Consider the following 23,266-nt stretch of genomic DNA (forward strand, 5'->3'; position numbering starts at 1 on the left):
TTACTCCACTCGTTGCGGCCAGATTGTTCGTGCGTGGCGGGTTTTTCGTGCTGAGGACCCTCGCTGGTGCGCGGCCGGTAAGCCATCTGCTGTGCTTCGTCGCAATTACGACCGCGACCCACTTGGGTTCGACGATGCAACCGTCTCGCTGATCTTCTCGGGCCCGGGGCGGTGCCGTCGAAAGCGATCACCCGCTTACCTGCGATCACGCTGGTGCGCAACCACATCCACGCTCCGATGAGTGCGTAAGAGCCATCGCCGCCAGCCAGGTTGTCGACCAGGAGTGGGAGCAGCCACGCATCGTTGGACGGTGCTCCGGCGGAGATCGCTTGAGAGCTCAGCGTCCGATCCAGGCCGGGCTGGGCCAGCTCCTCACCGTCATCGCGCGCATCTGTCAGACATCTCGGCGACACTGGCGGTGAAGACATCCCACTCGCCTGGCGCGAAGATCAAGGCTGGTCCCCTCGGGTTCTTCGAGTCGCGGACGCCGACGTTTCCGTTTGCGAGGAAGGCGATTTCGACGCAGGCTTCCTTGCTGCCGCTGTAGCTGCTCTTGAACCAGCGGACGCCCGATGGGTGGAACGTCATCGGGACAACTCCTTTGCTCTTCGCTGGAGGAGAATGCGAGATTCGCTCTCATCCAATGCCATTCGCTCGATGGCTGTGTACGCCCCACGGTACCGCTCGATGTCGGAATCCTTCTCTAGGTACAGATCTCCAGCGAACCCTTCGACGTAGACGACCGGTGGCACGGTGAGCCGTGCCACCGGGTGAAGAGGGAACTCGAGCAGCACGAATGAACCGGCCACCGGCCCGAGATAGGTTCCGGCCGACCATGGGATCACTCGGATGGTGACATTGGGGAGTGCGGCGACATCGACGAGATGGCGCAATTGATCGCCCATAACTCGGGGGCCGCCGACGGGCCGGTGCAGGACTGCTTCGTCGAGTAGCACCGAGAGCGTGACAGCGCTCTTGCCCGAGGTCAGTCGGGCCTGGCGCTTGACGGAAAGTTCCACGCGCCGTTCCACTTCCGAGGGTGCGAGGTGGGGCGATTCCGTCCAGATCAGCTCCCGGCGGTACTCGGCGGTCTGGATGAGTCCCGTCAGCATGGAGTTCTGATAGGTCGACAACCGGTCGGCGGCTTCCTCCAGGCCGACATACATCCCGAACCCTTCGGGCATGGCATCACCGAATGCCAGCCACCAACCCTTGTTCCGTGCTTCCTCGCACAACACCCGTGCAACTCGCGTGTCTTCTTCGGAGGCGCGGTAGAGCTCGCATAGAACACGGATCGTGTGTGGTGCCAGCTTCGTCGGCTGGCCGGTTTCCATCCGCCACAGCGTGTGCTTGCTGACCGAGATCGCCCGGAATGCTTCCTCAGCGCTGACGCCGGCGTCTTCACGCAGGCGGCGCAGCAGTTTGGCGAGCAGTCGCCGCGGCACTGTGGAACCTTGTGGCTGACAGTCATTCATCTGCCAGGGCCTTTCGAGGCAAGTCGCAGAACGTCGGCACCCACCGGTCATTCTGCACCCCGCCGGACAGCGAAACTGCAACTTTGCAAAACTACTTTGGAAATCTCTCTGTGCAACGTTGCAGTGCGTGACCAGCCGCGGTGTGCTTCTTCCATGTCCACGACGGATCCCGCGCGCGATCTCGAAATCCGCGTTCTCACCGACGTAATCGAGGCTGCCGAGTCCCTGCTGAGGCGGCTCGAGGCCACCGGGAGCACGATTGCCGTCCGCCGCCCAGAGGCGGTTGCGACTCTCATCCAGGCCGTCATGGCCAGCGCCCGGGCAACCGGGCACTACGATCCCGGAAGTCTGGTCTACGCACCACTATTGGATGCGATCCTCACAGGCGCCGACGCAACCTCGTGGGACACGGCGATTTTCACTGTCCTTGTCGACGGCTTCGAGCTCGACTGACCCGGGGTGAATCGTGAGCATCGGACTCTGGTTCCTGAGCATCCTCCCGATCGCCGCCGCGGGTTTCCGAGCCGGCTGTTGGTGGCGGTACGCGACGACTTACGGCCGCCACGCCGGGTGAGCGCAGCGCACTGCGCACGCCCGGTGCGCGAATGCACTGTGGCGTTTGCTGGATAGTTACGACGATGTGATTCCGGCGGACGGTCGCCAGGGGAACCGGACAAATCCGGTGCTCGGCGGCATTGGCCGCCGGGATGTGAAACGTTGTGCGCGAGGGGGGACTTGAACCCCCACGTCCGTGGACACCAGAACCTAAATCTGGCGCGTCTGCCAATTTCGCCACTCGCGCTGATGGTACGACCGTCCAAACTTTACCGGGCCGAACGGGGATCACGAAGCACCGGGGAGGTGTGGCGTACTGGTCGGTAACCCTACCTGGGGTTATAACGATTTGGTAACGGGCAACGTGAGGGGGCCTCACATTTCCTTCATGGGTGTAACCGGCCTCACCAGCGGCTTCAAACATGAGGGAGGGTCATGTTTCTGATTCTTCTGGTACGAGCGTCTCGGAATACCCGGTAGTAGCGGTGCTAGGCGACGCCAAACATGAGGAGATCCTCATGATTTTGTGGAATCCTCGCCATCTACCAGGGCCAGTTGGCCGGAGGAACACCTGCGCACCGTGAGCGCGGCCCAGTCCTGTGGGGATGGGGACGCCAGGAGAAGGAAGTCGAAGTCTTGACGATCAACGAGAGCACCGGGACCGGAGCCAAGGCCGAGACGGCTGGAAAGAACCGGGAACAAGGAGTCAGGTCGTCGCTGCTGGATCGGTTGCTGGGAGGCGCGCCGTACGCGTTGGCGTTCGGGGGGCAGGGGGCCCGGTGGCTGTCCGAGCTCGAGGAGATCGGGCGGGATTCCGCGCTCGAACCCGAGCTGACGGCACTCGTCAACGAAGCCGCGCAACTGCTGGAACCCATTGCGGCACAGCTACTCGTGGTGCGACCGGTCGGCTTCGACCCCATCGCCTGGATGCTGGAGGAAGAACTGGCCGATCCCGAGCAGGGGGAGGTGTCGGCGGCGCCCACAGCGCAGGTGTTGCGTTCCGCCGCGGTCTCCATGCCGGGTGTGTTCCTGACCCAGGTCGCCGCACTGCGTGCCCTGCGTTTGCAGGGCCTCGACATCGTGGCGCAGCCTCCGGTCGCCGTCATCGGTCACTCGCAGGGCCGCATCGCCGCCACCGCCGCGCAGGCGCACGGGCAGCGCGATGCCGAACTGCTGGCCATCGCCCAGCTCGTGGGCGCCGCGGCCGGTCTGGTCGCGCGCCGGCGCGGGCTCATGCCGGTGGGGGAGCGCTCGCCCATGGTGGCGGTCTCCCATGTCGATCCCGAGCAGTTGCGGGCGGTTGTCGAGCAGCTGTCCGCCGATGTGGCCCCGGACAAGGCCGCGGTGCTCTCCATTCGCAACGGCCGTCGCCGCGCGGTGCTCTCGGGCCCGGTGGCGCAACTGGACCGGGTGCGGCGGCGCTGCGCCGAGATCCACGACGAGCAGGCGCGCGAGCGCGAGGCCAAGAAGCGCGGCGGCTCGATCTTCGCGCCGGTGTTCGAGGACATCCCGGTCGAGGTGGCCTTCCACCACCCGGCGCTGGCCGACACCGTCGAGCTGGTGCGCGGCTGGGCCGGGCAGTGCGGCATCGACGCCGAGCTGGCCGGATCGCTGGCCCAGGAAGTCCTCGTCGACCCCATCGACTGGGTGGCCACCGTCGACGACACCGTTGCCGAAGGCGCGCAGTGGATTCTGGACCTCGGTCCCGGAGATCTGCTGTCCCGCCTCACCTCCGGCTCGCTGAAGGGCACCGGCGTCGGCGTCCTGGCCGCCTCCACCCGCGCGGGCCAGCGCAGCCTGTTCACCCCCGGCGCCGCGCCCGAGATCGCCCCCGCCTGGGCCTCTTTCGCGCCCAAGCCGGTGCGCCTGCCCAATGGCCGCATCGTGGTCGAGACCGCCTTCACCCGCCTCACCGGCCGCTCGCCCATCCTGCTGGCGGGCATGACCCCCACCACCGTCGACGCGAAAATCGTTGCGGCCGCGGCCAATGCCGGGCACTGGGCCGAGCTGGCCGGCGGCGGTCAGGTCACCGAGCAGATCTTCGCCGACCGGGTGGAGGAGCTCAAGCAGCTGCTGCAGCCGGGTCGCGCCGTGCAGTTCAACTCGCTGTTCCTCGACCCCTACCTGTGGAAGCTGCAGCTGGGCGGCAAGCGCCTGGTGCAGAAGTCCCGCACCGCCGGCGCCCCGTTCGACGGCGTCATCGTCACCGCCGGCATCCCGGAACTCGAGGAGGCCGTCGCCCTCATCGAGGAACTGACCGAGATCGGCATCACCCACGTCGCCTTCAAGCCCGGCACCGTGGCGCAGATCCGCGCCGTGCTGCGCATTGCCGACGCGGCACCGGACTACCCGGTCATCATGCACGTCGAGGGCGGTAAGGCCGGTGGCCACCACTCCTGGGAGGACCTCGACGACCTGCTGCTCGAGACCTACGCCGAACTGCGCGGCCGCGACAATGTGATCGTCTGCGTCGGCGGCGGCATCGGCACCCCCGAGCGCGCCACCGAATACCTCACCGGCGCTTGGTCGCAGCGGCACGGCTACCCGGCCATGCCGCTCGACGGCGTGCTGGTCGGCACCGCCGCCATGGCCACCCTGGAGGCCACCACCGCGCCCGAGGTCAAGCAGCTGCTGGTGGACACCCCCGGCACCCCCGACTGGGTCGCCGCGGGCACCGCCACCGGCGGAATGGCTTCCGGCCGCAGCCAATTGGGCGCCGACATCCACGAGATCGACAATGCCGCCTCGCGGACCGGCCGGCTGCTCGACGAGGTCGCCGGCGACGCCGAGGCCGTGGCCGCGCGCCGCGCGGAGATCATCGAGGCGCTCGACCGCACCGCCAAGCCGTACTTCGGCGACGTCGCCGCCATGACCTACACCGAATGGCTGGAGCGCTACGTCGAACTCGCCGTCGGCCTGGACCGCCGCAAGGACTTCGACTGCGGCGCCGACTTCGGCGACGCCATCGCCGAGGCCACCCGCTCGGTGTGGCTGGACATCACCTGGCGCGACCGGTTCGCGGAGATGATGCGCCGCACCGAATCCCGCCTCAATCCGGCCGACCGCGGCGAGATCGCGACCCTGTTCGCGGACGACGCCGAGTTCGAGGAGCCGGTGCGCGCGCTGTGCACGCTGAAGGAGGCCTACCCGGCCGCCGACCACACCGTGCTGCACCCGGCCGACGTCCCGTTCTTCGTCGCGCTGTGCAAGACCCCCGGCAAACCGGTCAACTTCGTGCCCGTCGTGGACGGCGACGTGCGCCGTTGGTGGCGCTCGGATTCGCTGTGGCAGGCCCATGATCCGCGCTACTCGGCCGATCAGGTCTGCGTCATTCCGGGCACGGTGGCCGTCGCGGGCATCACCCGGGTGGACGAGCCGGTCGGCGAACTCCTCGACCGCTTCGAACAGGACACCGCCTACTCGCTGGTGCGCGCGGGCGTCGTCCCGGCCGCCGTCGACGGCCGCCGTCGCGCCGAGGTCACCTCCGGCGCCATCGACACCGTGCTCGCCGCCCCCGATGTGCAGTGGGCCGGCCGCACCACGGTCAACCCGATCCACCGCCTGGGCGACCTCGCCGAGTGGACCGTGAACGGCAAGGGCGCGATCCACCCGCCCACGGGCGCCACCCTGAGCGCCACGGAGGGGCCCGAAACCGACCACGCCTATGTGGCATTGACGGTGCCGCTGCTCGGCAAGGATGCGGTGCGCATCCGCATCACCGTTCCGGTCAGCGTCTACAACGGCGGCGCCCCGGTCATCACCGAGGACGATGCCGAGGCCGCCATGTCGGCCCTGCTGGCCGTCGCCGCCGGGCAGTCGCTGCCGGAGGTCAAGACCGTCGACGGCGCCAAGGTCGCCCACATCAACCTGGCCTGGACCCCGGACCTCATCGCCGATCACGCCGGCGTCACCGGCTCCGGACTCCCGGAGACCCTCAGCACCATCGGCCGCACCGTCCCCGACGTGCTGGTCGGCGCCTGCTGGCCCGCCGTGTTCGCGGTGCTCGGCGCGACCCGCACCGACTCCGGCGCGAGCGTCATCGAGGGCATGCTGGACCTGGTCCACCTGGACCACCAGATCGCGCTCGTCGGCCAACTCCCCGACGGCGCAAGCGTTCTCGCCGTCCGCGCCGAGGCCGGGGAGACCCTCGACACCGATCTGGGCCGCGTCGTCGAGGTGCGGGTGAAGATCACCGGCATGCTGGACAAGCCGGAGACCGGCATGTCCATGCCGACCATCGCCACCCTCACCGAGCGCTTCGCCATCCGCGGCCGCACCGGCTCCGGCGAGCTCACCGATCCGCCGCGCGCCGCGGGCAGCCTGTCGGACAAGGCTTCCGACACCCCGCGCCGCCGGCGCCGCGATGTCACCATCACCGCGCCGCGCGCCATGGCCGCCTTCGCGCAGGTCTCCGGCGACCACAACCCCATCCACACCTCCGATTCCGCCGCCAAGCTGGCCGGCCTGGGCAGCCCGATCGTGCACGGCATGTGGCTGTCGGCCGCCGCCCAGCACGCGGTCTCGGCGATCGATCTGGCCGACAAGGTGCCGCCGCGCACCCTGACCGCGTGGACCAGCCGCTTCCTCGGCATGGTCCGCCTCGGCGCGCAGATCGATGTGCGCGTCGAGCGGGTGGCCGTGGACCAGGGCAGCGAGATCGTCGAGGTCTCCTGCCGCATCGACGGCGATCTGGTCATGACGGCCACCGGCCGCATCGCGCCGCCCAAGACCGTCTACGCCTTCCCCGGCCAGGGCATTCAGACCAAGGGGATGGGCCTGGACGCCCGCACCCGCTCCAAGGCCGCCAAGGAGGTCTGGGACCGCGCCGACAAGCACACCCGCGAGGCGCTCGGCTTCTCGATTCTGGCTGTGGTGCGCGACAACCCGACCTACCTCAAGGCCCGCGGCGTCGAATACCGGCACCCGCAGGGCGTGCTGCACCTGACCCAGTTCACCCAGGTCGCCATGGCCACCCTCGGCGTCGCGCAGGTCGCGGAGCTGCGGGAGGCGGGCGCGTTCATCGAGGGCGCCATGCTGGCCGGGCATTCGGTCGGCGAGTACAACGCGCTCTCCGCCGTGGCCGGCGTGCTGCCCATGGCCGCCGCGCTCGAGGTGGTGTTCCAGCGCGGTTCCGCCATGCACGAGCTGGTGCCCCGGGATGCCCAGGGCCGCAGCAACTATCGAATGGCCGCCATCCGGCCCTCGCAGATCGGCGTGGCCGATGACGACGTGATCGACTTCGTCACCGGCGTCGGCGAGCGCGTCGGCGAGTTCCTGGAGGTGGTGAACCTCAACCTGCGCGGCGCGCAGTACGCCATCGCGGGCACCGTGAAGGGCCTGGAGGCGCTCGAGGAGGAAATCGAGCGGCGCCGTGCCGAATTCGGCGGCAAGCGCGCCTTCGTGCTCATCCCGGGCATCGACGTGCCGTTCCACTCCACGGTGCTGCGGGCCGGCGTGCCGGAGTTCCGCGCCAAACTGCAGGAACTGCTGCCGTCCGACCTGCATCCGGAAATCCTTGCCGGACGCTACATTCCGAACCTGGTGCCGCGGCCGTTCTCGCTCGAGCGCGACTTCATCACCGAGATCGCGGAACTGGTGCCGTCCGAACCGCTCGCGGAGGTGCTCGCCAACTTCGACGAGTGGTCCGCCAAGCCCACCGAGCTGTGCCGCGTGGTCCTGGTGGAGCTGCTGGCCTGGCAGTTCGCCAGCCCGGTGCGCTGGATCGAGACCCAGGACCTGCTGTTCACCGATGTGGAGCACGGTGGCGTCGGCGTCGAGCGGTTCGTCGAAATCGGTTTGGCCGCAACGCCGACCGTGGCCAACCTGGCATCCAACACGCTGAAGCTGCCGCAATTCGCCGATGCCACGGTGGAGGTGCTCAATATCGAGCGCGAAGCCGGCATCGTGTACTCGACCGACACCGATCCGGCTCCGGTCGAGGACGTGGAGGAAGCCCCGGCCACTGAGACATCGAAGGACGCAGCTGCCGCCGCCGCTCCGGCCGCTGCCGCCGCGCCCGCCGCCGCTCCGGCCGCGCCCGCCGGCGGCCCGCGTCCGGACGACATCGCGTTCTCCGCCGCCGACGCCACCCGCGTGCTCATCGCGCTGTGGACCAAGCTGCGCCTGGACCAGATCGGCCCGGTGGACACCATCGAGGGCCTGTGCGACGGCGTCTCCTCGCGGCGCAACCAGTTGCTGGTCGACCTCGGCGCGGAACTGTCCCTGGGCGCCATCGACGGTGCGGCCGACGCCGATATGGGCGCGCTCTCCGCCACCGTGGAACGCCTGGCCCGCACCTACAAGCCGTTCGGCTCGGTGCTCTCCGACGCCATCGGCGACCACCTGCGCAAGGTGTTCGGCCCGTCCGGCAAGCGGCCCGTCGCCATTGCCGACCGGGTCAAGAAGACCTGGGGCCTGGGCGACGGCTGGGCCAGCCACGTCACCGCCGAGGTCTCGCTCGGCACCCGCGAGGGCGCCAGCGTGCGCGGCGGCGAGCTGGGCGGCCTGGTCTCCGGCGGCCTGAACGACGGCGCCGCCGTGGACGCCGCCATCGACGCGGCCGTGCAGGCCGTGGCCGCGCGCCGCGGAGTCGCGGTCTCCATGCCGTCCGCCGGTGGCGGCGGCGGAGCCACCGTCGACGCCGCCGCGCTGGGCGAGTTCACCGAGCAGATCACCGGTGAGAGCGGCGTGCTCGCCACCACCGCCCGCGTCATTCTCGAGCAGCTCGGCCTGACCGAGCAGGCGTCCGCCCCGGAGGCCACCGACGACACCCTCGTCGATCTGGTGTCCGCGGAACTGGGCACCGACTGGCCGCGGCTGGTCGCGCCCGCCTTCGACGCCAAGAAGGCCGTGCTCATCGACGACCGGTGGGCCAGCGCCCGTGAGGATCTGGCGCGACTGTGGCTGGGCGATGACGCCGAGCTGGCGGAGTTCCCGGTCGACGGATACATCGGCGCCGGCGAAGCCGTTGCCGCGCAGGCCAACTGGTGGCGCGAGCGCGCCAAGAGCGAGGCCCGCTCGGTGCTGGCCGGCGTGTACGGCCGGATCGCCGAGGCCGCGCTGGGCGCCGCGGAGCCCGGCGCCTGGTCCTCCGATATCGCCGTGATCACCGGTGCGAGCAAGGGTTCCATCGCGGCCGCTGCGACCGGACGCCTGCTGGCGGGCGGCGCCACGGTCATCGTCACCACCTCCAAGCTGGACGACAGCCGACTCGGCTTCTACAAGAAGCTGTACCGCGACAACGCCCGCCACGGCGCCGCGCTGTGGGTGGTGCCCGCGAATATGGCCTCCTACAGCGATATCGACGCCCTCATCGACTGGGTCGGCAATGAGCAGGTCGACAATGCCGGTGGCGCAAAGGTTCTCGTCAAGGAGGCGATGACCCCGACGCTGCTCATGCCGTTCGCCGCCCCGCGCGTGGCCGGCGATCTGGCCGATGCCGGCGCCCGCGCCGAAATGGAGATGCGGGTCCTGCTGTGGTCGGTCGAGCGGCTGATCGGCGGCCTGTCCAAGCTGGGCGCCGATCACGATGTGGACGCCAAACTGCATGTGGTGCTGCCGGGTTCGCCCAACCGCGGCCTGTTCGGCGGTGACGGCGCCTACGGCGAGTCCAAGGCCGCCCTCGACGCCGTGGTCGCCAAGTGGCGGGCCGAGAAGTCCTGGGCCGAGCGGGTCACCCTGGTGCACGCGCTCATCGGCTGGGTGCGCGGCACCGGGCTCATGGGCCACAACGATCCGCTGGTCGAGGCCGTGGAGAAGGCCGGCGTGCACACCTGGTCCACCCAGGAAATGGCCGACGAGCTGCTCAAGTGGTGCACCATGCGGGCCCGCATCGTCACCGCCACCGGACCGCAGCAGATCGATCTCACCGGCGGCCTGGCCCGCGCCAAGCTGGACCTGTCCGCGCTCGCCAAGGACGCGCACGCCGCGGCCGAGGGCGCCGACGCCGAGGGCGACCAGGGCATCGACGGCGCCACCATCGCCGCCCTGCCCGCTCCGCCGACCCTGACCTCCGCCCTGCCGGTTCCCGAATGGGGTTCGGTGACAGCCGATCTCGACGATATGGTCGTCATCGTCGGCGCGGGCGAACTCGGCCCCTACGGCTCCGCGCGCACCCGCTTCGAGATGGAGGTCTCCGACCGGCTCTCCGCCGCGGGCGTACTGGAGCTGGCGTGGACCACCGGCCTGGTCACCTGGGAGAACGATCCCAAGCCGGGCTGGTACGACGCCGAAACCGGGGACTACGTCGACGAATCCGAGCTCGCCGACCGCTACCACGACACCGTGGTGGAACGCTGCGGCGTGCGCCGCTACGGCGACGACGGCGCCATGCTCGACAACACCGCGCCGCTGCTCACCTCGGTGTTCCTCGACAAGGACCTGTCCTTCGTGGTCAACAGCGAGGCCGAGGCGCGCGCCTTCTTCGCCGCCAATCCGGAGCAGACGGTCATCACGCCGGTCGCCGATTCCGGCGACTGGCAGGTGACGCGCAAGGCAGGCACCGAGATTCGGGTGCCGCGCAAGGCCAAGCTGTCGCGCACCGTCGGCGGTCAGATCCCCACCGGCTGGGATCCCACCAAGTGGGGCATCTCCGCCGATATGGCGAATTCCATCGACCGCGTGGCGCTGTGGAACATCGTCTGCACCGTGGACGCGTTCCTCGGCTCCGGCTTCAGCCCCGCCGAGCTCATGCAGTGGGTGCACCCGGCGCTGGTCGCCAACACCCAGGGCACCGGCATGGGCGGCATGTCCTCCATGCGCTCGCTCTACATCGACAACCTGCTCGGTGAGCCGCGCGCCAACGACATCCTGCAGGAGGCGCTGCCGAACGTCGCTCTGGCGCATGTGGTGCAGAGCTACGTCGGCTCCTACGGCGGCATGATCCACCCGGTGGCGGCCTGCGCCACCGCGGCGGTCTCCGTCGAGGAGGGCGTGGACAAGATCCGGCTCGGCAAGGCCGATCTGGTGGTGGCCGGCGGCTACGACGATCTCGGCATCGAGGGCATCGTGGGCTTCGGCGACATGTCCGCCACCGCCGACTCGGCCGCCATGTCCGCCAAGGGCATCAGCGACCGCTACTTCTCCCGGGCCAACGATCGCCGCCGCGGCGGCTTCGTCGAATCCCAGGGCGGCGGCACGATTCTGCTCGCCCGCGGCAGCGTGGCCCTGGAGATGGGCCTGCCGGTGCTCGGCGTGGTCGCCTTCGCCCAGTCCTTCGCCGACGGCGTGCACACCTCCATCCCGGCCCCCGGCCTGGGTGCGCTGGGCGCCGGTCGCGGCGGCCCGGAGTCGCAGCTGGCCAAGGAGCTTCGCAAGCTGGGCGTGAGCCCCGACGAGGTGTCGGTCGTCTCCAAGCACGACACCTCCACCGCGGCAAACGATCCCAATGAGTCCGAGCTGCACGAGCGCCTCGCCACCGCCATCGGACGCTCGGAAGGCGCTCCGCTGTTCGTCATCTCGCAGAAGACCCTCACCGGTCACGCCAAGGGCGGCGCGGCGGCCTTCCAGCTCATCGGCCTGTGCCAGGTGCTCGAGCAGGGCGTCATCCCGCCCAACCGCAGCCTCGACTGCGTGGACGACAAGATGCGGGCCTACCCGCACCTGGTGTGGGTGCGCGAAGCCCTGGAACTGGGAGATCGCTTCCCGCTCAAGGCCGGTCTGGTCACCTCGCTCGGCTTCGGCCATGTGTCGGGCCTGCTCGCGGTGGTCCACCCGCAGGCCTTCATCGCGGCCATCGAGCCGGGCAAGCGCGAGGAGTACCAGCGCCGCGCCGAGGAGCGTCAGCTCCATGGCCGCCAGCGCCTCGCCGAGGCCATGTGCGGCGGCGCCCCGATGTACGAGCGCCCCGCCGACCGCCGCCTCGGCGGCGACGGCACCCCGGCCAAGCAGGTGCGTCAGCTCGAAGCCGACACCCTGCTCTCGCCGCAGGCCCGCCTGAACGACGGCGTGTACGTCGCCGTCCCGAAGGGACCGGCCTGCCAGTAGAGCCGGCTGGCACAACCGAACCCGGTACCAGCGGAGCCTACGGAACCGTAGGCTCCGCTGGTACCTTCGTGCCCAGCTCCCAAGAGTCCCGAGAGAGCGCCCGAGAGTCCCGAGAGTTGGAGGAACCCGCACAGTGACGATCCTTGGTATCGGCTTGGATCTGGTGTCCATCTCCGAATTCGCCGAACAACTGGAACGCACCGGCACCACCATGATCCGGGAGAGCTTCACCGCCGGAGAGCGGCGCTACTGCCAGAGCAAGGGCACCGATCCGGCGCGCAGCTACGCCGCCCGCTGGGCCGCCAAGGAAGCGGTCATCAAGGCGTGGGCTTCCTCGCGCTTCGCGCGCAGCCCGCAGGTGGGCGACAATCCGTACCCGCTGATCGAGGTCGTCAACGACGCCTGGGGCCGGCCCAGCATCAAATTGCACGGGCTGGCAGCGGAATTCCTGCCCCGGGTGCGAGTTCACCTGTCGCTCACCCACGATGGCGATACCGCGGCCGCCATGGTGGTGCTGGAGGATCCCGGTGAACTAGCCGACCTGATCCAGGGCTGAGCTCGGTGCGCGCCGGGCTCAGTTCGCGTCGGGTTCGAAGGTCGTGCGCTGACCGCCGGAGCGGGATTCCTTCTCGGCGATCAGCAGATACGCGACCATCAGCCGCTTGAGCTCCGCCACCGCGTCCTCGTGGCTGAGGCCGTCCTGCACGGAGAAATTCAGCATGGAATAGACGACGTGCACCAGCACCTGCGCCATCATCGAGCGCCGGCCGCGGGGCGTGCGCGGCATGAGCGGGCGCAGCATCTGCGAAACCGCTTCGGCGAACTCCTTTTCGTGGATGGCGCCGGTGGCCCGGGTGGACGGCGTGGACTGCATGGCCAGCCACACCTCGCGCCGGGACGGGTCGGTCATCCACAGATCGGCCAGATGGTCGACGAGCGCGTTCATGTGCCGCAGCCAGTCCATGGACGGTATCTCGCCGTGGAACTCGGAGAGCTCCTGGGAAACCGCAACCAGGTCTTGGCGATTCAGCTCGCAGACGATGACGTACTTGTTGGCGAAGAACTGGTACAGCGTGCCGATCGGGACTTCCGCACGGGAGGCGACCTCTTCACAGGTGAAGGATTCGAAACCGACCTCCACCAGCAGTTCTCGGGACGCGTGCAACAGGGCGTCGAACTTCCTCTTGCTCCGTTCCTGCGTCGGGCGGCGACGGGGCATGAGTTCTTGCGGATCGTCCTGCAGCTCCAACGCAGGGTCCGGTCGTCTGGTCGACCTGGCTCCCGTGCGCGCTTCCACGTTCAACAGCCTAGAGGTAGCGACACGCGGATGACACGCTGCGGTACTTCGTGTGTCCGTCTATCTGGGTGTTTTCGTACCCATCCGCGCCGGTCGCGGTGACGAACTTCCATCGCAGCTGCTTCCTGGCCGCACGTCCCAGGGGGCTTTATCTCATCGAGCGCGACGACTGTACGCGACGACGTTGGAAGGCTGATCTGTGGTTGCTTCTGCTGTTGTTCGATCCGCGGTGACCATCGGTGTCGCCACCGAGCGTGGCACCGTGCGCGCCGTGGCCCTGGCCGACGAGGGCGACAAGCTGCCCGAGCGCGTGGTGCTGGAACGCGTCGAGAAGGTCACCGGTGACACCAAGGCCGATCTGGCGGCGGCGGTCGAGGCCGCGCTGGAGGGCATCGCCGACAAGATGGGTCCCGAACGCGAGATCGTCGGCGCGGCCGTCGCGTATCGCGATGCCGCCGAGCGCCGGGCCATTGTCACGCGGCTGGCGGCCGGGCCGTGGCACGATGCCTCGCTGGTGTCCGCCAAGTCCGCGCACCTGTCGGTGGCGCGGGCCATGACGTGGGTGGACGAGTTCGAGGATCTGGCCATCTGCGAGGTGGTGCCCGGCTTCCAGGCGTTCTCGCTCATCGATCCCGACCGGGCGCGGGTGCTGGCCGCGGTTACGCTCACCGGCGGCGCCACCACCGATGAGGCCATGCGCGCCGCCGTCACCGCCGCCTGGGATCAGTTCGACGCCGCCGGGGTGAGGCCGGACGCGGTGGTGCTGATCGGTTCGGCCGCAAGCGAACCCGCCGTGGTCGCGGCCCTCGAGGCCGGCTTCGGCGCGCCCGTCATCCCGTGCTCGGTCGCCGCCAGCGCACCGGCCATCGGCGCGGCGCTCACCGCCCTGCCCGAAACCGAGTTCGCCGGCGAGGCCGCCGAGCGAATTCGCCGGGCCCGCGGCACCGCCGCCCTGTTCGCCGCCGCGAGCGTGCTGGCGGGCGGGCTGGTGACCGGCGGCGTGTACGCGGCGAGCAACAACTCCAAGACGGTGCCGGAGCCGGTGCTCGCCGACTCCCGGGTCTCCGCCAATGCGACCACCGCCCCCGAGCAGCCCATCGGTGATCCGGTGGCGCCGGACACCGGTTCCGCCGGTGACATCATCGTCGAGGGTCTGCCGGGCGTGGAACCCGCGCCCACCGATGCGGAGACGCCGGTGGAGGAGCCGTTGCCGGCGGCCGAGCCGGAGATCGTGACCATCGATCCGGCGACGCTCAATTGGGGCCCGGATCCGAGTGCGGAAGTGGCGCCGTCCAAGCCGCTGCTGCGGTCGCAGCCCGAAGGCGAGACGGCGCACCACCCGGAGTCGATCATTCCCGCCCCCACCCACCCGGTGGGGTCGCCCACCGAGTCCGGGCTGTTCCCGGGCGAGACCGCGCCCCCGCCGTTAGGCACCCCCGAATTCGCGAAGTGGTGGGACAACCACTGGCGCATGATGCTGCAGTGGGCCGCCGAGATGCTGCCGCGCGTTTAGCGGGTACGGAGTGCTCCCCGCCCGTGCGGGGAGAAGTCGGAGTCTCGGCCGTTCAGGGCACAGCCGAGATTCGAGTCCCGGCCCCGCACGGGGCCGGGACTCAGCCGTAGCAGCGGTGAAGTCGTGCCGCTGTCAGACCGACAGTTCGCGGCGCAGCTTGGCGACGTGGCCGGTGGCGCGCACGTTGTACTGCGCGACCTCGATCTTGCCGCTCTCGTCGATGAGGAATGTGGAGCGGATGACGCCGGTGACGGTCTTGCCGTACATGGTCTTCTCGCCGAACGCGCCGTAGGCGAGCAGCACTTCCTTATCCGGATCCGACAGCAGTTCGAAGGTGAGCTGCTCGTTGTCCCGGAACTTGGCCAGCTTGGCGGGCTTGTCGGGGGAGATGCCGATGACGTCGATCCCGGCCCCGTTCAGTTCGGCCAGGCTGTCGCGGAAATCGCAGGCCTGCTTGGTGCAGCCCGGTGTGCTCGCCGCGGGGTAGAAGTAGACGATCACCTTGCGGCCGCGGTAATCCGACAGCGACACCTCTTTGCCGTCGGCATCGGGGAGAGTGAAGGCGGGCGCGGTATCGCCGGGACTGAGTCGGTGGTTCTCGGTCATGCCGACACCGTAGTGGACGGGCCGGACAGGGTGTGGGCGATACACTCCAGTGCAGGTCGGCCCGTGGATGACGGCGAGCGACCTCGAGACGACAATGCCGCCCGTGCGAGGCGGCTTCCAGACAGGAGTGTGACGTGGCGAGAGATACCGAGGCGATCGAACGGGAGATCGAGGCCGCGCGTAACCGGCTCGCGAGCACCCTCGACGAGCTGGCGGTGCGCGCCGACCCGCAGCGGCTGGCCGACAACACCAAGCACGCACTGGTCGCGAAGGTGAACGAGCCCAAGATCAAGTACAGCCTGATCGGCGCGGGCGCCCTGATCGTCCTGCTGACGCTGGTGAAGATCTTCCGCCGCTGAGTGCGGCGAAAAAGAAGCACCCGATGTCCTCGGACATCGGGTGCTTTTGTTCGGGGGTGAAGCCCCTGAGAGTCCCGAGAGTTGGATCAGACGGTCGGGCAGGCGAATCCGTCGCCATCGGGGTCCAGGTGCGGGCCGTAGCCCGGCTCACCGCGGAAGAGCGGGGCGCGCCCCGCGGCCCGGGCCTCGTCGCAGTTCTTGAACGACCCACCGGCCGAACCGGTCTGAGCCAGGTTCGCCGACCCGGTGGCGCCGGAACCGGTGTCGATGGTGGACGAGCCGGTGCCGGACGAACCGGTGGGAACATCGGCGAAGGCAATGGCGGAAGGGGCTGCGAGGGTCGTCAGTCCCGCGACGCTGGCGGTGACGAGAAGCCGGCGAACGTTCATGTATTCCTCAATGTCGGCGCAATAGGTTGGTAGCGGCCCGGTTCGGCGCGGATGCCACCGCTGCGCGGAGGTTCGGCACGGTGGCCGGTCCGGGTCCGGCGTCTACTGTTCTGGCGGACCGTTGCATTGTCAACCGGATGGGCTATTTATCCTGGTAAATGACCTAATGTTGATTTGGAATATGTTCTGCCGGAATATGTCCCATACGTCCGGCTCGAATATTCATATCGCCGGAGCGGCCGTCCCGTTTCGGCCATTGGTGTCCATATCAACCAACCGTAGTTAAGATGTATTTCATGACGCGCTGGCTGACCGATGAGGAACAGACGACCTGGCAGGCGTACATCCGGCTCCGGCAGCGCCTCGACGCCGCCATTGCCGCCGGATTGGCCGAGGACGGACTCTCACCCTCCGACTACGAAGTGCTGGTGGCGCTCTCGGCGGCCGGCGGCACCATGCGCGCCAAGGAGTTGGGCGCGGAGATCTGCTGGGACAAGAGCCGCCTGTCCAAGCATCTGACCCGCATGGCCACGCGCGGACTGGTCGACCGCTGCCAGGCCGCCGACGACGCCCGCGGCCGGGAGGTGCACCTCACCGATGCCGGCCGCCTCGCCCTGGAAACCGCAGCGCCGAATCATGTCCTGCTGGTGCGGCGATTGTTCATCGACGATATGACCGAGCGCGAGGCGATGGCGCTGCGCTCGCTGGGGGAGAAGGTCGTGGCGGAGGTCGAGCGGACGGACCTGCCCGGCGGGGCCTGACACCCGCCCGGGTCGAGGTCAGCGCGACGGCTGATCACCGCCGGTCAAGCTCGCGAGATGCAGCCGCAGCACGGCCCGCATGGCGTCCGGGTCGCGGCGATCCGGATCGACCACCGCCGCCAGGGCGAGTCCGTCCAAAAGTGCTGCCAGCCGGTCGGTTTCGCGTTCGAGGTCGCCGGTCGCACCGCGCAGCACCCCCGCGCCGGCCATGGCCGACAGGACCCGGTGCACCAGCGACCGCACGCCGGTCAGCGGCCGGACGGCCAGTTCGGCGAGCTCCGGTCGCGAGCGCGCGGCGGTGGTGAACGCCAGCCACACCGCCGATTCCTCGAATCGAGGCTCGTCGAGGGGGAGTAGTTCGAGCAGGATGCGTTCGGCATGGCTGCCCGGGACCCGCGGCGCCGCGGCCTCGCTGTCCGGGAAGAACTCGGCGAGATGGCGCAGCACCCGATCGGTCACCCGGGAATCGAGTTCCGCGAGTGCGAAACTCAGCAATTCGGCGTGGCTGCCGAAGTAGTGGCGGACCGAGCCGATGGCCAGCCCGGCCTCCTCCGCGACGCGGCGCAGCGAGGCGCTCTCGACGCCTTCGTGGGCCACGACCCGGAATACCGCGTCGGCGACGGCCTTCCGGCGTTCGGTGGGATCCACGATCTTGGGCATGGGCAGCGATCCTACGTTCTCACTCGGGCCGGGGCGCCGGTCGGCACCCGGTGCGATTGTTTTTATAGCACGTGCAAGCTATTTTAAATGGCATGTCCGTGCTATTTCACGCATCGCCGGGGGTCGCCCGATGAGTACGCCGCTGATCATCGCCATCGGGACCGCTCTGCTGATCTACGTGATCGTCAAGCGGTTCGCCGGTGAGCCGCTCAATGCCCGGGACACCGCCGTCCCGCCGATCGTCTTGCTGGCCATCGGAATTCACGGTCTGGTACAGCAGCAGCCGACCGGCGCGGACCTCGCGTGGATCGTCGCGGGATCGCTGATCGGATTCGGATTCGGCGCGCTGCGCGGCACCACCATCCGGCTGCTCACCCGTGACGGCGTGCTGTGGCAGCGATACACGGTGTGGACGCTGGCCGTCTGGATGGTGTCGCTCGCGGTGAACGCCGGGGTGAGCATCCTGGGCGCGCACTTCGGCGCACACGAGGACGTGCGGCCGATGCAGCTGGCCATCGGTGTGAGCCTGCTCGGTGAGGCGCTCACGCTCGGCTTGCGCGGGCTGGCCACCGGTTATCCGTTCGCGCCGGAGCGCATCGTGCGGACGGGATCGCCATTGGAACCCATTCCGGCTGCGCGGCAACGACTTCGCGGGTCCGTGGATCAGCGGCGGGTGCGGTCCGCGCTGGACGAGTGGAATCGCACCGGCAATGCCCGTTCGGCGCTCGAGGGCTGGCAGCGCCCGGATCCGGAACGTCCGTCGACGCGGCCGCCGACCGGATGGCCGGGCGCCTGACTCACTCCGCCGGTTTGCCGAACCGGGCGCGCTTCCAGTCGCCGAAGGGTTCGTCGCGTTCGCGCACCGCCTCGCGGAAACCGGCTGTGGCGGCGCGCATCTGGAAGGCATAGCCCTCGCGGGTGTGGCGGGAGATGCCGTCGAAGACGGTGCTGATCATGCCGGAGGTCGCCACACCCTGATTGAGCAGCGCGCTGTTCAGCGCCAGTTTCGCCATGACGAGCTGGTTGATCGGCACCTGCGAAATGCGGTGCAGCAGATCCTCGGTGCGCGCGTCGAGTTCATCGGCGGGCGGGGCGTCGATGGCCAGGCCCCATTCGGCGGCCTGCTTGCCGCTGAGGCTGTCGCCGGTGAAGAGCAGGCGTTTGGCGCGCTGATCGCCGACGCGGTGCGCCCACATGCCGGCTGCGGGAATACCCCAGGTCCGGGTGGGCGGATAGCCGAAGCGGGCGTCCTCGGCGCAGATGATCTGATCGGCGAACAGGGCGATATCGGTGCCGCCCGCGATGGCGAAGCCGTGCACCTTGGCCACCGTCGGCTTATTGGCGTGCAGCAGGCTCGAGAAGCCGCGGTTGAAGCGCGACATCATGGCATAGTCGACCATGGGATCCCAAGTGCCCCAAGGATTGTGATTGCGGCCCTGGACCACGGGATCGAGCACGGTGCCCTCGGCCGATTGTGCGCCCGCGGTGGGCTCGAAGCCGTTCTCGGCGAAGATCGACAGGTCGTAGCCGCCGCAGAAGCCCTTGCCGCGCCCGCTGACCACGATCACGTGCACCCGCGGGTCCAGATCGGCCCGTTCGACCGCGGCCGCCAGCTCCACCGGCGTATCCGAGGTGATGGCATTGCCCTGCTCGGGGCGGTTGAAGGTGATTCGCGCGATCCGGCCCGTCACCTCGTACGTCAGTGTGCGGCCGGTGAATTCGCTCTCCGGCTCGGGGCGGCCGGCGAACAGCGAGTCGTCCCCGCCGGTCAGGTCATCGCGCCAGGCGGCCGGCCGGGTCCCGGCGTGGTTCTCGTAATCGGGTGACACTCAAGCAGTGAACCCCGGTTCATTTCTTGCTGTCAAGAGCCGGGCGCCCCGCGATTCGCCCTACTCCCAGGGCTTGACCGGCGGCTTCACCCACAGGATCTTCTCGTCGGGATGTTCGCGCCGCGCCGCCGGATGGTCCGGGTGCCGCGCGGCCCAGGCGTCCTTCTCGGCCAGCAGCCGCGCCACCGCCTGCCAGGTCTCGTCGGTGCTCGGCGGATTGGCGTCGGCCGCGCGCGCCAGCTTGCGCCGCTGCGGCATGGGCAGCTCCAGCAGCTCCGGGCCGGTGATCCCGCGCGCCCAGATGTAGGCCGCCAGTCGTCGGGCCTTCTCCTCACGGCTGCGGCTCGCGTGATCGGAGTGTGCGTAGTCGGCCATATCGCAACCCCGCAGGTCAAAGTGGTTCGTTCTGGTGCCCGACCCTACCGCAGCGGGCCGACAGCTCCGGCCGGGGTCAGTGGTCGGGCCTAGCGGCCGGGCCGGGTCAGCAGGTCGATGACCGTGCGCTGATAGCCGGTCAGATCACGGCGGGAGGGCGGGGCGTCCGACTGCGCGCGGGTGAGCTCGAACCAGCCGAGGTAGGCGCCGTAGGCCAGGCGGGCGCGATGGCGGGATTGGGTGGGAGTGAGCTTCATATCGCGAAAACAGCGCTCCAGGAAGGTGAGTCGCTTCTTCTGCACGCGATCGAGGTAGGGGCGCACCACGGGATCGCTGCCCGCGGAGACCAGCGCCAGGTCCACCGGGCGCACCGGATCCTCATCGTCCATGGCGACGACGAGCAGCTTGCGCAGTCGTTCCACCGGATCCTCGAGGGTGCCGAGCTGCTCGATGAGCGCATCGGTCATCTCGCGTTCCCAATGCTCGAGGGTGGCGGTGAGCAGGGCCTCGCGATTGGAGAAATGCCAATAGAAGCTGCCCTTCGTGGTCCCGAGCCGGGTGGCCAGCGGCTCGACCGCCACCCCTTTGGTCCCGTTCTCGGCAATGGCCAGCAGGGCGGCCTGGATCCAGTTCTCTCTCGACAGCGCCACGAACCATACGCTACCGTATGGGCAGCGACCATACGGTAGCGTATGGTGAGACAGCCGGAGATACCAATGACGACAATCCGCAAGAAGACGCTGTGGTCCGATCTCGCGCTGCGCCGCCGCGCATGGCGGCCCGACCCCCGCACCGCCCGCCTCGCCGGCTGGACCAGCGCCGCCGCGCTGGCCGGTATCGCGGGCATTCACGTCGCCTGGGCCCTGGGCTGGCGCTGGCCCGGCCACGACGACGCCACCCTCGCCCAGCGCGTCGTCGGTCCCAATTCCGAACTCCCTTCGGCCGGACTGACTTACGTGGTCGCCGGGCTGCTCGTCGCCGCCGCGGGCGCGGTGGGCGCGGCCACCGTCGACGACCGCCGGCTGCCGCGGCTGGCCGCATGGGGTGTGGCCGGAGTTCTCGGCGCTCGCGGGGTGGCCGGTGCCGGCTCGGCCGCGGCGGCCGGGTTCGATGAGATCTACTGGACATTGGAGGCGGCCGTCTACGCGCCGCTGTGCCTGGCCCTGGCGGCCGGCGCCGGGCTGGCCGCCCAATCGTCGTTCGCGCGCAGCGAGTCGATCGCCGGGTGAGCCCGGGGGAGGGGAGGTGCTGCCGCGTGGCCCGACGCGGCAGCACCGTCCCGGGCGGTGCGCGGTCGGCGACTTGGCGCGAGTAGCGGCGATTGCGGCCCGGTTGCGACTACCGTGAACGTATGCCGGACACCGGAATCGGACCCGCGGACCTCGTCATCGCCCGGGCCACGCCCGCGGAATGGGCGACCGTGAAGGAATGGGCTGCCGCGGAGGGCTGGAATCCGGGGGAGCGGGATGCCACCGCGTTCTTCGCCCAGGATCCGGAGGGATTCTTCCTCGGCTATGTGGACGGCGCGCCCGTCTCCGCCATCTCGGTGGTCAACTACGGGAGCGACTACGCCTTCCTGGGGTTCTATCTCGTGCGGCCCGATCTGCGCGGGCTGGGGCTCGGCATGGTGACCTGGCAGGCCGGTCTCGAACATGCCGGACACCGGGTCGTCGGGCTCGACGGGGTGCCCGATCAGCAGGACAACTACCGGCGGAGCGGATTCGAACTCGCCTACCGCAGTGCGCGATTCGCGGGCATACCGGATCTGCCGCCACCGGATTCGACCGTCCGCGCGTTGGAGCCCGGCGATATTCCGACCCTGCACCGCTACGACTCCGCGTGCCTGCCGGCCGATCGCCCGGAATTCCTCTCGGCCTGGCTCGCCGAATCCGGTCATCGCACGGTCGTGCGGATCGTGGACGGCGAGCTGACCGGCTTCGCGACCTCCCGCCCGGCGCGCGATGGGGTGCGGGTGGGTCCGCTGTTCGCCGATTCCGATACCGATGCGCGCCTCCTGCTTTCGGCGCTGGCCGGCGGCGTCACACTGGCGGTGGATGTGCCGCTGTCCAATGATCGGGCCGTCTGGCTCATGCGGGAAGCGGGCCTGACCCCGAGCTTCGAAACCGCTCGGATGTACACCGGTCCGACTCGAAAACACCGTCAGGAAAAGGTTTTCGGGGTCACCACCCTCGAGCTCGGTTGAGTTCTACAGCGGCCGTATGGATTCGGCGAGCCGCAAGGCCGCCGCTCGATCCACGGGCGCTGTGGCATTCCCGAGCCAGGTGATCCACCATCGCTGGTCGCCATCCTGCACCACGGCCGCGTACACCTCCGCCTGTGCGTCGGCCGAACTCTCGAACCCGACGCGGTAGAAGCACGACCTCCCGCTCACCGCACGGCCGTGCACGTCCCCGGTCTCGTTGTTCACCCGGCGGCCGGTATCGGGGAAGAAGAACTCACCCATCCCGGATGCGAGAAAGCAGGCCGCCCGGCCATTATCGGATTCCGCGGCGGCGAACAGCGATTCGTCGAGCTTCCCCAGCAGGATCATCCCGTCCGCATCCGCACCCGTCGGCTGCAGTGCGGCCTGCCCGAAGACGAGATTGTCATCCCCGTCCTGCGGCACCGCCTCCCACCCGGCCGGTGGCACGAAGCTCATTCCGGCCGCGACGCTGGAGATTCGCCCATGTTCCCCATGTCCCCGTCGCAACTCGGTGAACCCGAGATATCCGATCCCCGCCAGCGACCCGATCAAGGCGAGGACGCAGAGCGCTGTCACCCACCGCGCGGTTCGCGGTGACACGGTCTGCTCCGGCGGCCGAACCTGATTCGGATCCACCCCGCGACGCTAACAAAATCGCTGGTCACCGCCCCGCGCTCGGTGCAGCGGCGCGCCGCACGGCTTGATCACGATCGGGCAGCGCTCATCCGGCCCCCGCTCACCAGGCCGCCGGCCGCACCCGCCCCGGCGTCACCACGTGCGTCAGCATATTGCGCAAGTCGGCCACCGCGTCCGGTCCGAGCGTCCGCGCCCACCGGTCGGTGAACTGCGCGATAGCCGCATCCGCCGCCCGCGTACAAGCCCATCCCCGCTCGGTCAGCGTGATCAATCGCGCCCGCGCATCGTGCGGATGCGGATTCCTTTCCGCATAGCCCTTTTTCACGAGCTCCTCGACCAACTGACTGGCCGCCTGCTTGGTCACCCCCAGATGCTCGGCGATCTCACCCACGGTGGCCCCATCCGGCGCCATCCGCACGAACGCGAACCCGTGCGCCGGCCGCACATCGGTGAACCCCGCCGCCGCCACCCCGTGGTGAATGGCATCGGTGACCTCCGCCGCGGCCGCGAGCAACAGCAGTGGCAGATCCCCAGCGAAACCGGTCATGCCCAAATCTTGGCACTTGACAAGAAAGTCAACAAGCTTGACTATATGGACAAGCTACTTGACCAAAGGATCTGAAC

20 protein-coding genes and 1 tRNA gene are annotated in these 23,266 nt (G+C 69.1%); 9 read left to right on the forward strand and 12 right to left on the reverse strand.

What is annotated here, in order from left to right:
- Positions 1 to 378: 378 nt before the first annotated feature.
- On the reverse strand, positions 379 to 588 hold the full coding sequence (locus ACYQ5L_RS08505) for a DUF397 domain-containing protein (protein ID WP_459956847.1): 210 nt from the start codon (positions 586 to 588) through the stop codon (positions 379 to 381).
- Positions 585 to 1,445 carry a helix-turn-helix domain-containing protein gene (locus ACYQ5L_RS08510; RefSeq protein WP_459956848.1) on the reverse strand — a complete coding sequence of 287 codons (861 nt, stop codon included), beginning with the start codon at positions 1,443 to 1,445 and terminating at the stop codon, positions 585 to 587. The genes ACYQ5L_RS08505 and ACYQ5L_RS08510 overlap by 4 nt, the downstream gene beginning before the upstream one ends.
- A 183-nt stretch (positions 1,446 to 1,628) precedes the next feature.
- On the opposite strand from ACYQ5L_RS08510, the gene ACYQ5L_RS08515 reads away from it, so the two are divergent.
- The gene (locus ACYQ5L_RS08515) at positions 1,629 to 1,928 is read left to right on the forward strand and encodes a hypothetical protein (protein ID WP_459956849.1); all 300 of its coding nucleotides are present in this window, start codon (positions 1,629 to 1,631) and stop codon (positions 1,926 to 1,928) included.
- Between the two features lie 267 nt (positions 1,929 to 2,195).
- Here the strand turns inward: ACYQ5L_RS08515 and ACYQ5L_RS08520 are convergent.
- Positions 2,196 to 2,277: transfer RNA gene (locus ACYQ5L_RS08520), tRNA-Leu, on the reverse strand.
- A 389-nt stretch (positions 2,278 to 2,666) separates the two neighbouring features.
- Here ACYQ5L_RS08520 and ACYQ5L_RS08525 point away from each other — a divergent pair.
- Positions 2,667 to 12,014: a fatty acid synthase subunit beta domain-containing protein gene (locus ACYQ5L_RS08525; RefSeq protein WP_459956850.1), complete on the forward strand. Its 9,348-nt coding sequence runs from the start codon at positions 2,667 to 2,669 to the stop codon at positions 12,012 to 12,014.
- A 133-nt stretch (positions 12,015 to 12,147) separates the two neighbouring features.
- Positions 12,148 to 12,570 carry a holo-ACP synthase AcpS gene (acpS, locus tag ACYQ5L_RS08530; RefSeq protein ID WP_459956851.1) on the forward strand — a complete coding sequence of 141 codons (423 nt, stop codon included), beginning with the start codon at positions 12,148 to 12,150 and terminating at the stop codon, positions 12,568 to 12,570.
- 18 nt (positions 12,571 to 12,588) lie between these two features.
- Here acpS and ACYQ5L_RS08535 read toward each other — a convergent pair whose 3' ends face one another.
- Positions 12,589 to 13,233 carry a TetR/AcrR family transcriptional regulator gene (locus tag ACYQ5L_RS08535; RefSeq protein WP_379201550.1) on the reverse strand — a complete coding sequence of 215 codons (645 nt, stop codon included), beginning with the start codon at positions 13,231 to 13,233 and terminating at the stop codon, positions 12,589 to 12,591.
- Positions 13,234 to 13,540: 307 nt separating this feature from the next.
- Between ACYQ5L_RS08535 and ACYQ5L_RS08540 the strand changes: the two genes are divergently transcribed.
- Positions 13,541 to 14,824 carry a DUF7159 family protein gene (locus ACYQ5L_RS08540; RefSeq protein ID WP_459956852.1) on the forward strand — a complete coding sequence of 428 codons (1,284 nt, stop codon included), beginning with the start codon at positions 13,541 to 13,543 and terminating at the stop codon, positions 14,822 to 14,824.
- A 132-nt stretch (positions 14,825 to 14,956) separates the two neighbouring features.
- Here the strand turns inward: ACYQ5L_RS08540 and bcp are convergent, their stop codons facing one another.
- On the reverse strand, positions 14,957 to 15,430 hold the full coding sequence (bcp, locus tag ACYQ5L_RS08545) for a thioredoxin-dependent thiol peroxidase (RefSeq protein WP_459956853.1): 474 nt from the start codon (positions 15,428 to 15,430) through the stop codon (positions 14,957 to 14,959).
- 134 nt (positions 15,431 to 15,564) lie between these two features.
- Between bcp and ACYQ5L_RS08550 the strand changes: the two genes are divergently transcribed.
- The gene (locus ACYQ5L_RS08550; protein WP_067539893.1) at positions 15,565 to 15,789 is read left to right on the forward strand and encodes a DUF3618 domain-containing protein; all 225 of its coding nucleotides are present in this window, start codon (positions 15,565 to 15,567) and stop codon (positions 15,787 to 15,789) included.
- A gap of 86 nt (positions 15,790 to 15,875) precedes the next feature.
- Here ACYQ5L_RS08550 and ACYQ5L_RS08555 read toward each other — a convergent pair whose 3' ends face one another.
- On the reverse strand, positions 15,876 to 16,178 hold the full coding sequence (locus ACYQ5L_RS08555; protein ID WP_379201400.1) for an excalibur calcium-binding domain-containing protein: 303 nt from the start codon (positions 16,176 to 16,178) through the stop codon (positions 15,876 to 15,878).
- A 296-nt stretch (positions 16,179 to 16,474) separates the two neighbouring features.
- Between ACYQ5L_RS08555 and ACYQ5L_RS08560 the strand changes: the two genes are divergently transcribed.
- Entirely contained in the window at positions 16,475 to 16,939 is a 465-nt protein-coding gene (locus ACYQ5L_RS08560) for a MarR family winged helix-turn-helix transcriptional regulator (protein ID WP_459956854.1), read from the forward strand.
- Between the two features lie 18 nt (positions 16,940 to 16,957).
- Here ACYQ5L_RS08560 and ACYQ5L_RS08565 read toward each other — a convergent pair whose 3' ends face one another.
- Complete coding sequence (locus ACYQ5L_RS08565; RefSeq protein WP_459956855.1) at positions 16,958 to 17,599, reverse strand: TetR/AcrR family transcriptional regulator; 642 nt, start codon at positions 17,597 to 17,599, stop codon at positions 16,958 to 16,960.
- Positions 17,600 to 17,729: 130 nt separating this feature from the next.
- Between ACYQ5L_RS08565 and ACYQ5L_RS08570 the strand changes: the two genes are divergently transcribed.
- Positions 17,730 to 18,395 (forward strand): hypothetical protein, encoded by a 666-nt coding sequence (locus ACYQ5L_RS08570; protein ID WP_459956856.1) that lies wholly within the window; start codon positions 17,730 to 17,732, stop codon positions 18,393 to 18,395.
- Position 18,396: 1 nt separating this feature from the next.
- On the opposite strand, the gene ACYQ5L_RS08575 is transcribed toward ACYQ5L_RS08570, so the two are convergent.
- From ACYQ5L_RS08575 to ACYQ5L_RS08585, 3 genes are all read right to left on the reverse strand, one after another.
- Positions 18,397 to 19,428, reverse strand: a complete 1,032-nt coding sequence (locus tag ACYQ5L_RS08575) for a crotonase/enoyl-CoA hydratase family protein (protein ID WP_459956857.1) — start codon at positions 19,426 to 19,428, stop codon at positions 18,397 to 18,399.
- Between the two features lie 60 nt (positions 19,429 to 19,488).
- Positions 19,489 to 19,803, reverse strand: coding sequence for a hypothetical protein (locus ACYQ5L_RS08580; protein WP_459956858.1), 315 nt, complete (start codon positions 19,801 to 19,803; stop codon positions 19,489 to 19,491).
- 89 nt (positions 19,804 to 19,892) lie between these two features.
- Positions 19,893 to 20,453 carry a TetR/AcrR family transcriptional regulator gene (locus ACYQ5L_RS08585; RefSeq protein ID WP_459956859.1) on the reverse strand — a complete coding sequence of 187 codons (561 nt, stop codon included), beginning with the start codon at positions 20,451 to 20,453 and terminating at the stop codon, positions 19,893 to 19,895.
- Between the two features lie 66 nt (positions 20,454 to 20,519).
- Between ACYQ5L_RS08585 and ACYQ5L_RS08590 the strand changes: the two genes are divergently transcribed.
- Positions 20,520 to 21,032, forward strand: coding sequence for a DUF3995 domain-containing protein (locus ACYQ5L_RS08590; RefSeq protein WP_459956860.1), 513 nt, complete (start codon positions 20,520 to 20,522; stop codon positions 21,030 to 21,032).
- A gap of 122 nt (positions 21,033 to 21,154) precedes the next feature.
- The gene (locus tag ACYQ5L_RS08595) at positions 21,155 to 22,006 is read left to right on the forward strand and encodes a GNAT family N-acetyltransferase (RefSeq protein ID WP_459956861.1); all 852 of its coding nucleotides are present in this window, start codon (positions 21,155 to 21,157) and stop codon (positions 22,004 to 22,006) included.
- 3 nt (positions 22,007 to 22,009) lie between these two features.
- Here ACYQ5L_RS08595 and ACYQ5L_RS08600 read toward each other — a convergent pair whose 3' ends face one another.
- Positions 22,010 to 22,606, reverse strand: a complete 597-nt coding sequence (locus tag ACYQ5L_RS08600; RefSeq protein WP_459956862.1) for an APA family fibronectin-binding glycoprotein — start codon at positions 22,604 to 22,606, stop codon at positions 22,010 to 22,012.
- Between the two features lie 136 nt (positions 22,607 to 22,742).
- A complete protein-coding gene (locus tag ACYQ5L_RS08605; RefSeq protein ID WP_459956863.1) occupies positions 22,743 to 23,189 on the reverse strand; it encodes a MarR family winged helix-turn-helix transcriptional regulator in 447 nt (148 codons plus the stop codon).
- Between the last annotated feature and the right edge of the window lie 77 nt (positions 23,190 to 23,266).

This window comes from Nocardia sp. IFM 10818, assembly GCF_054655275.1.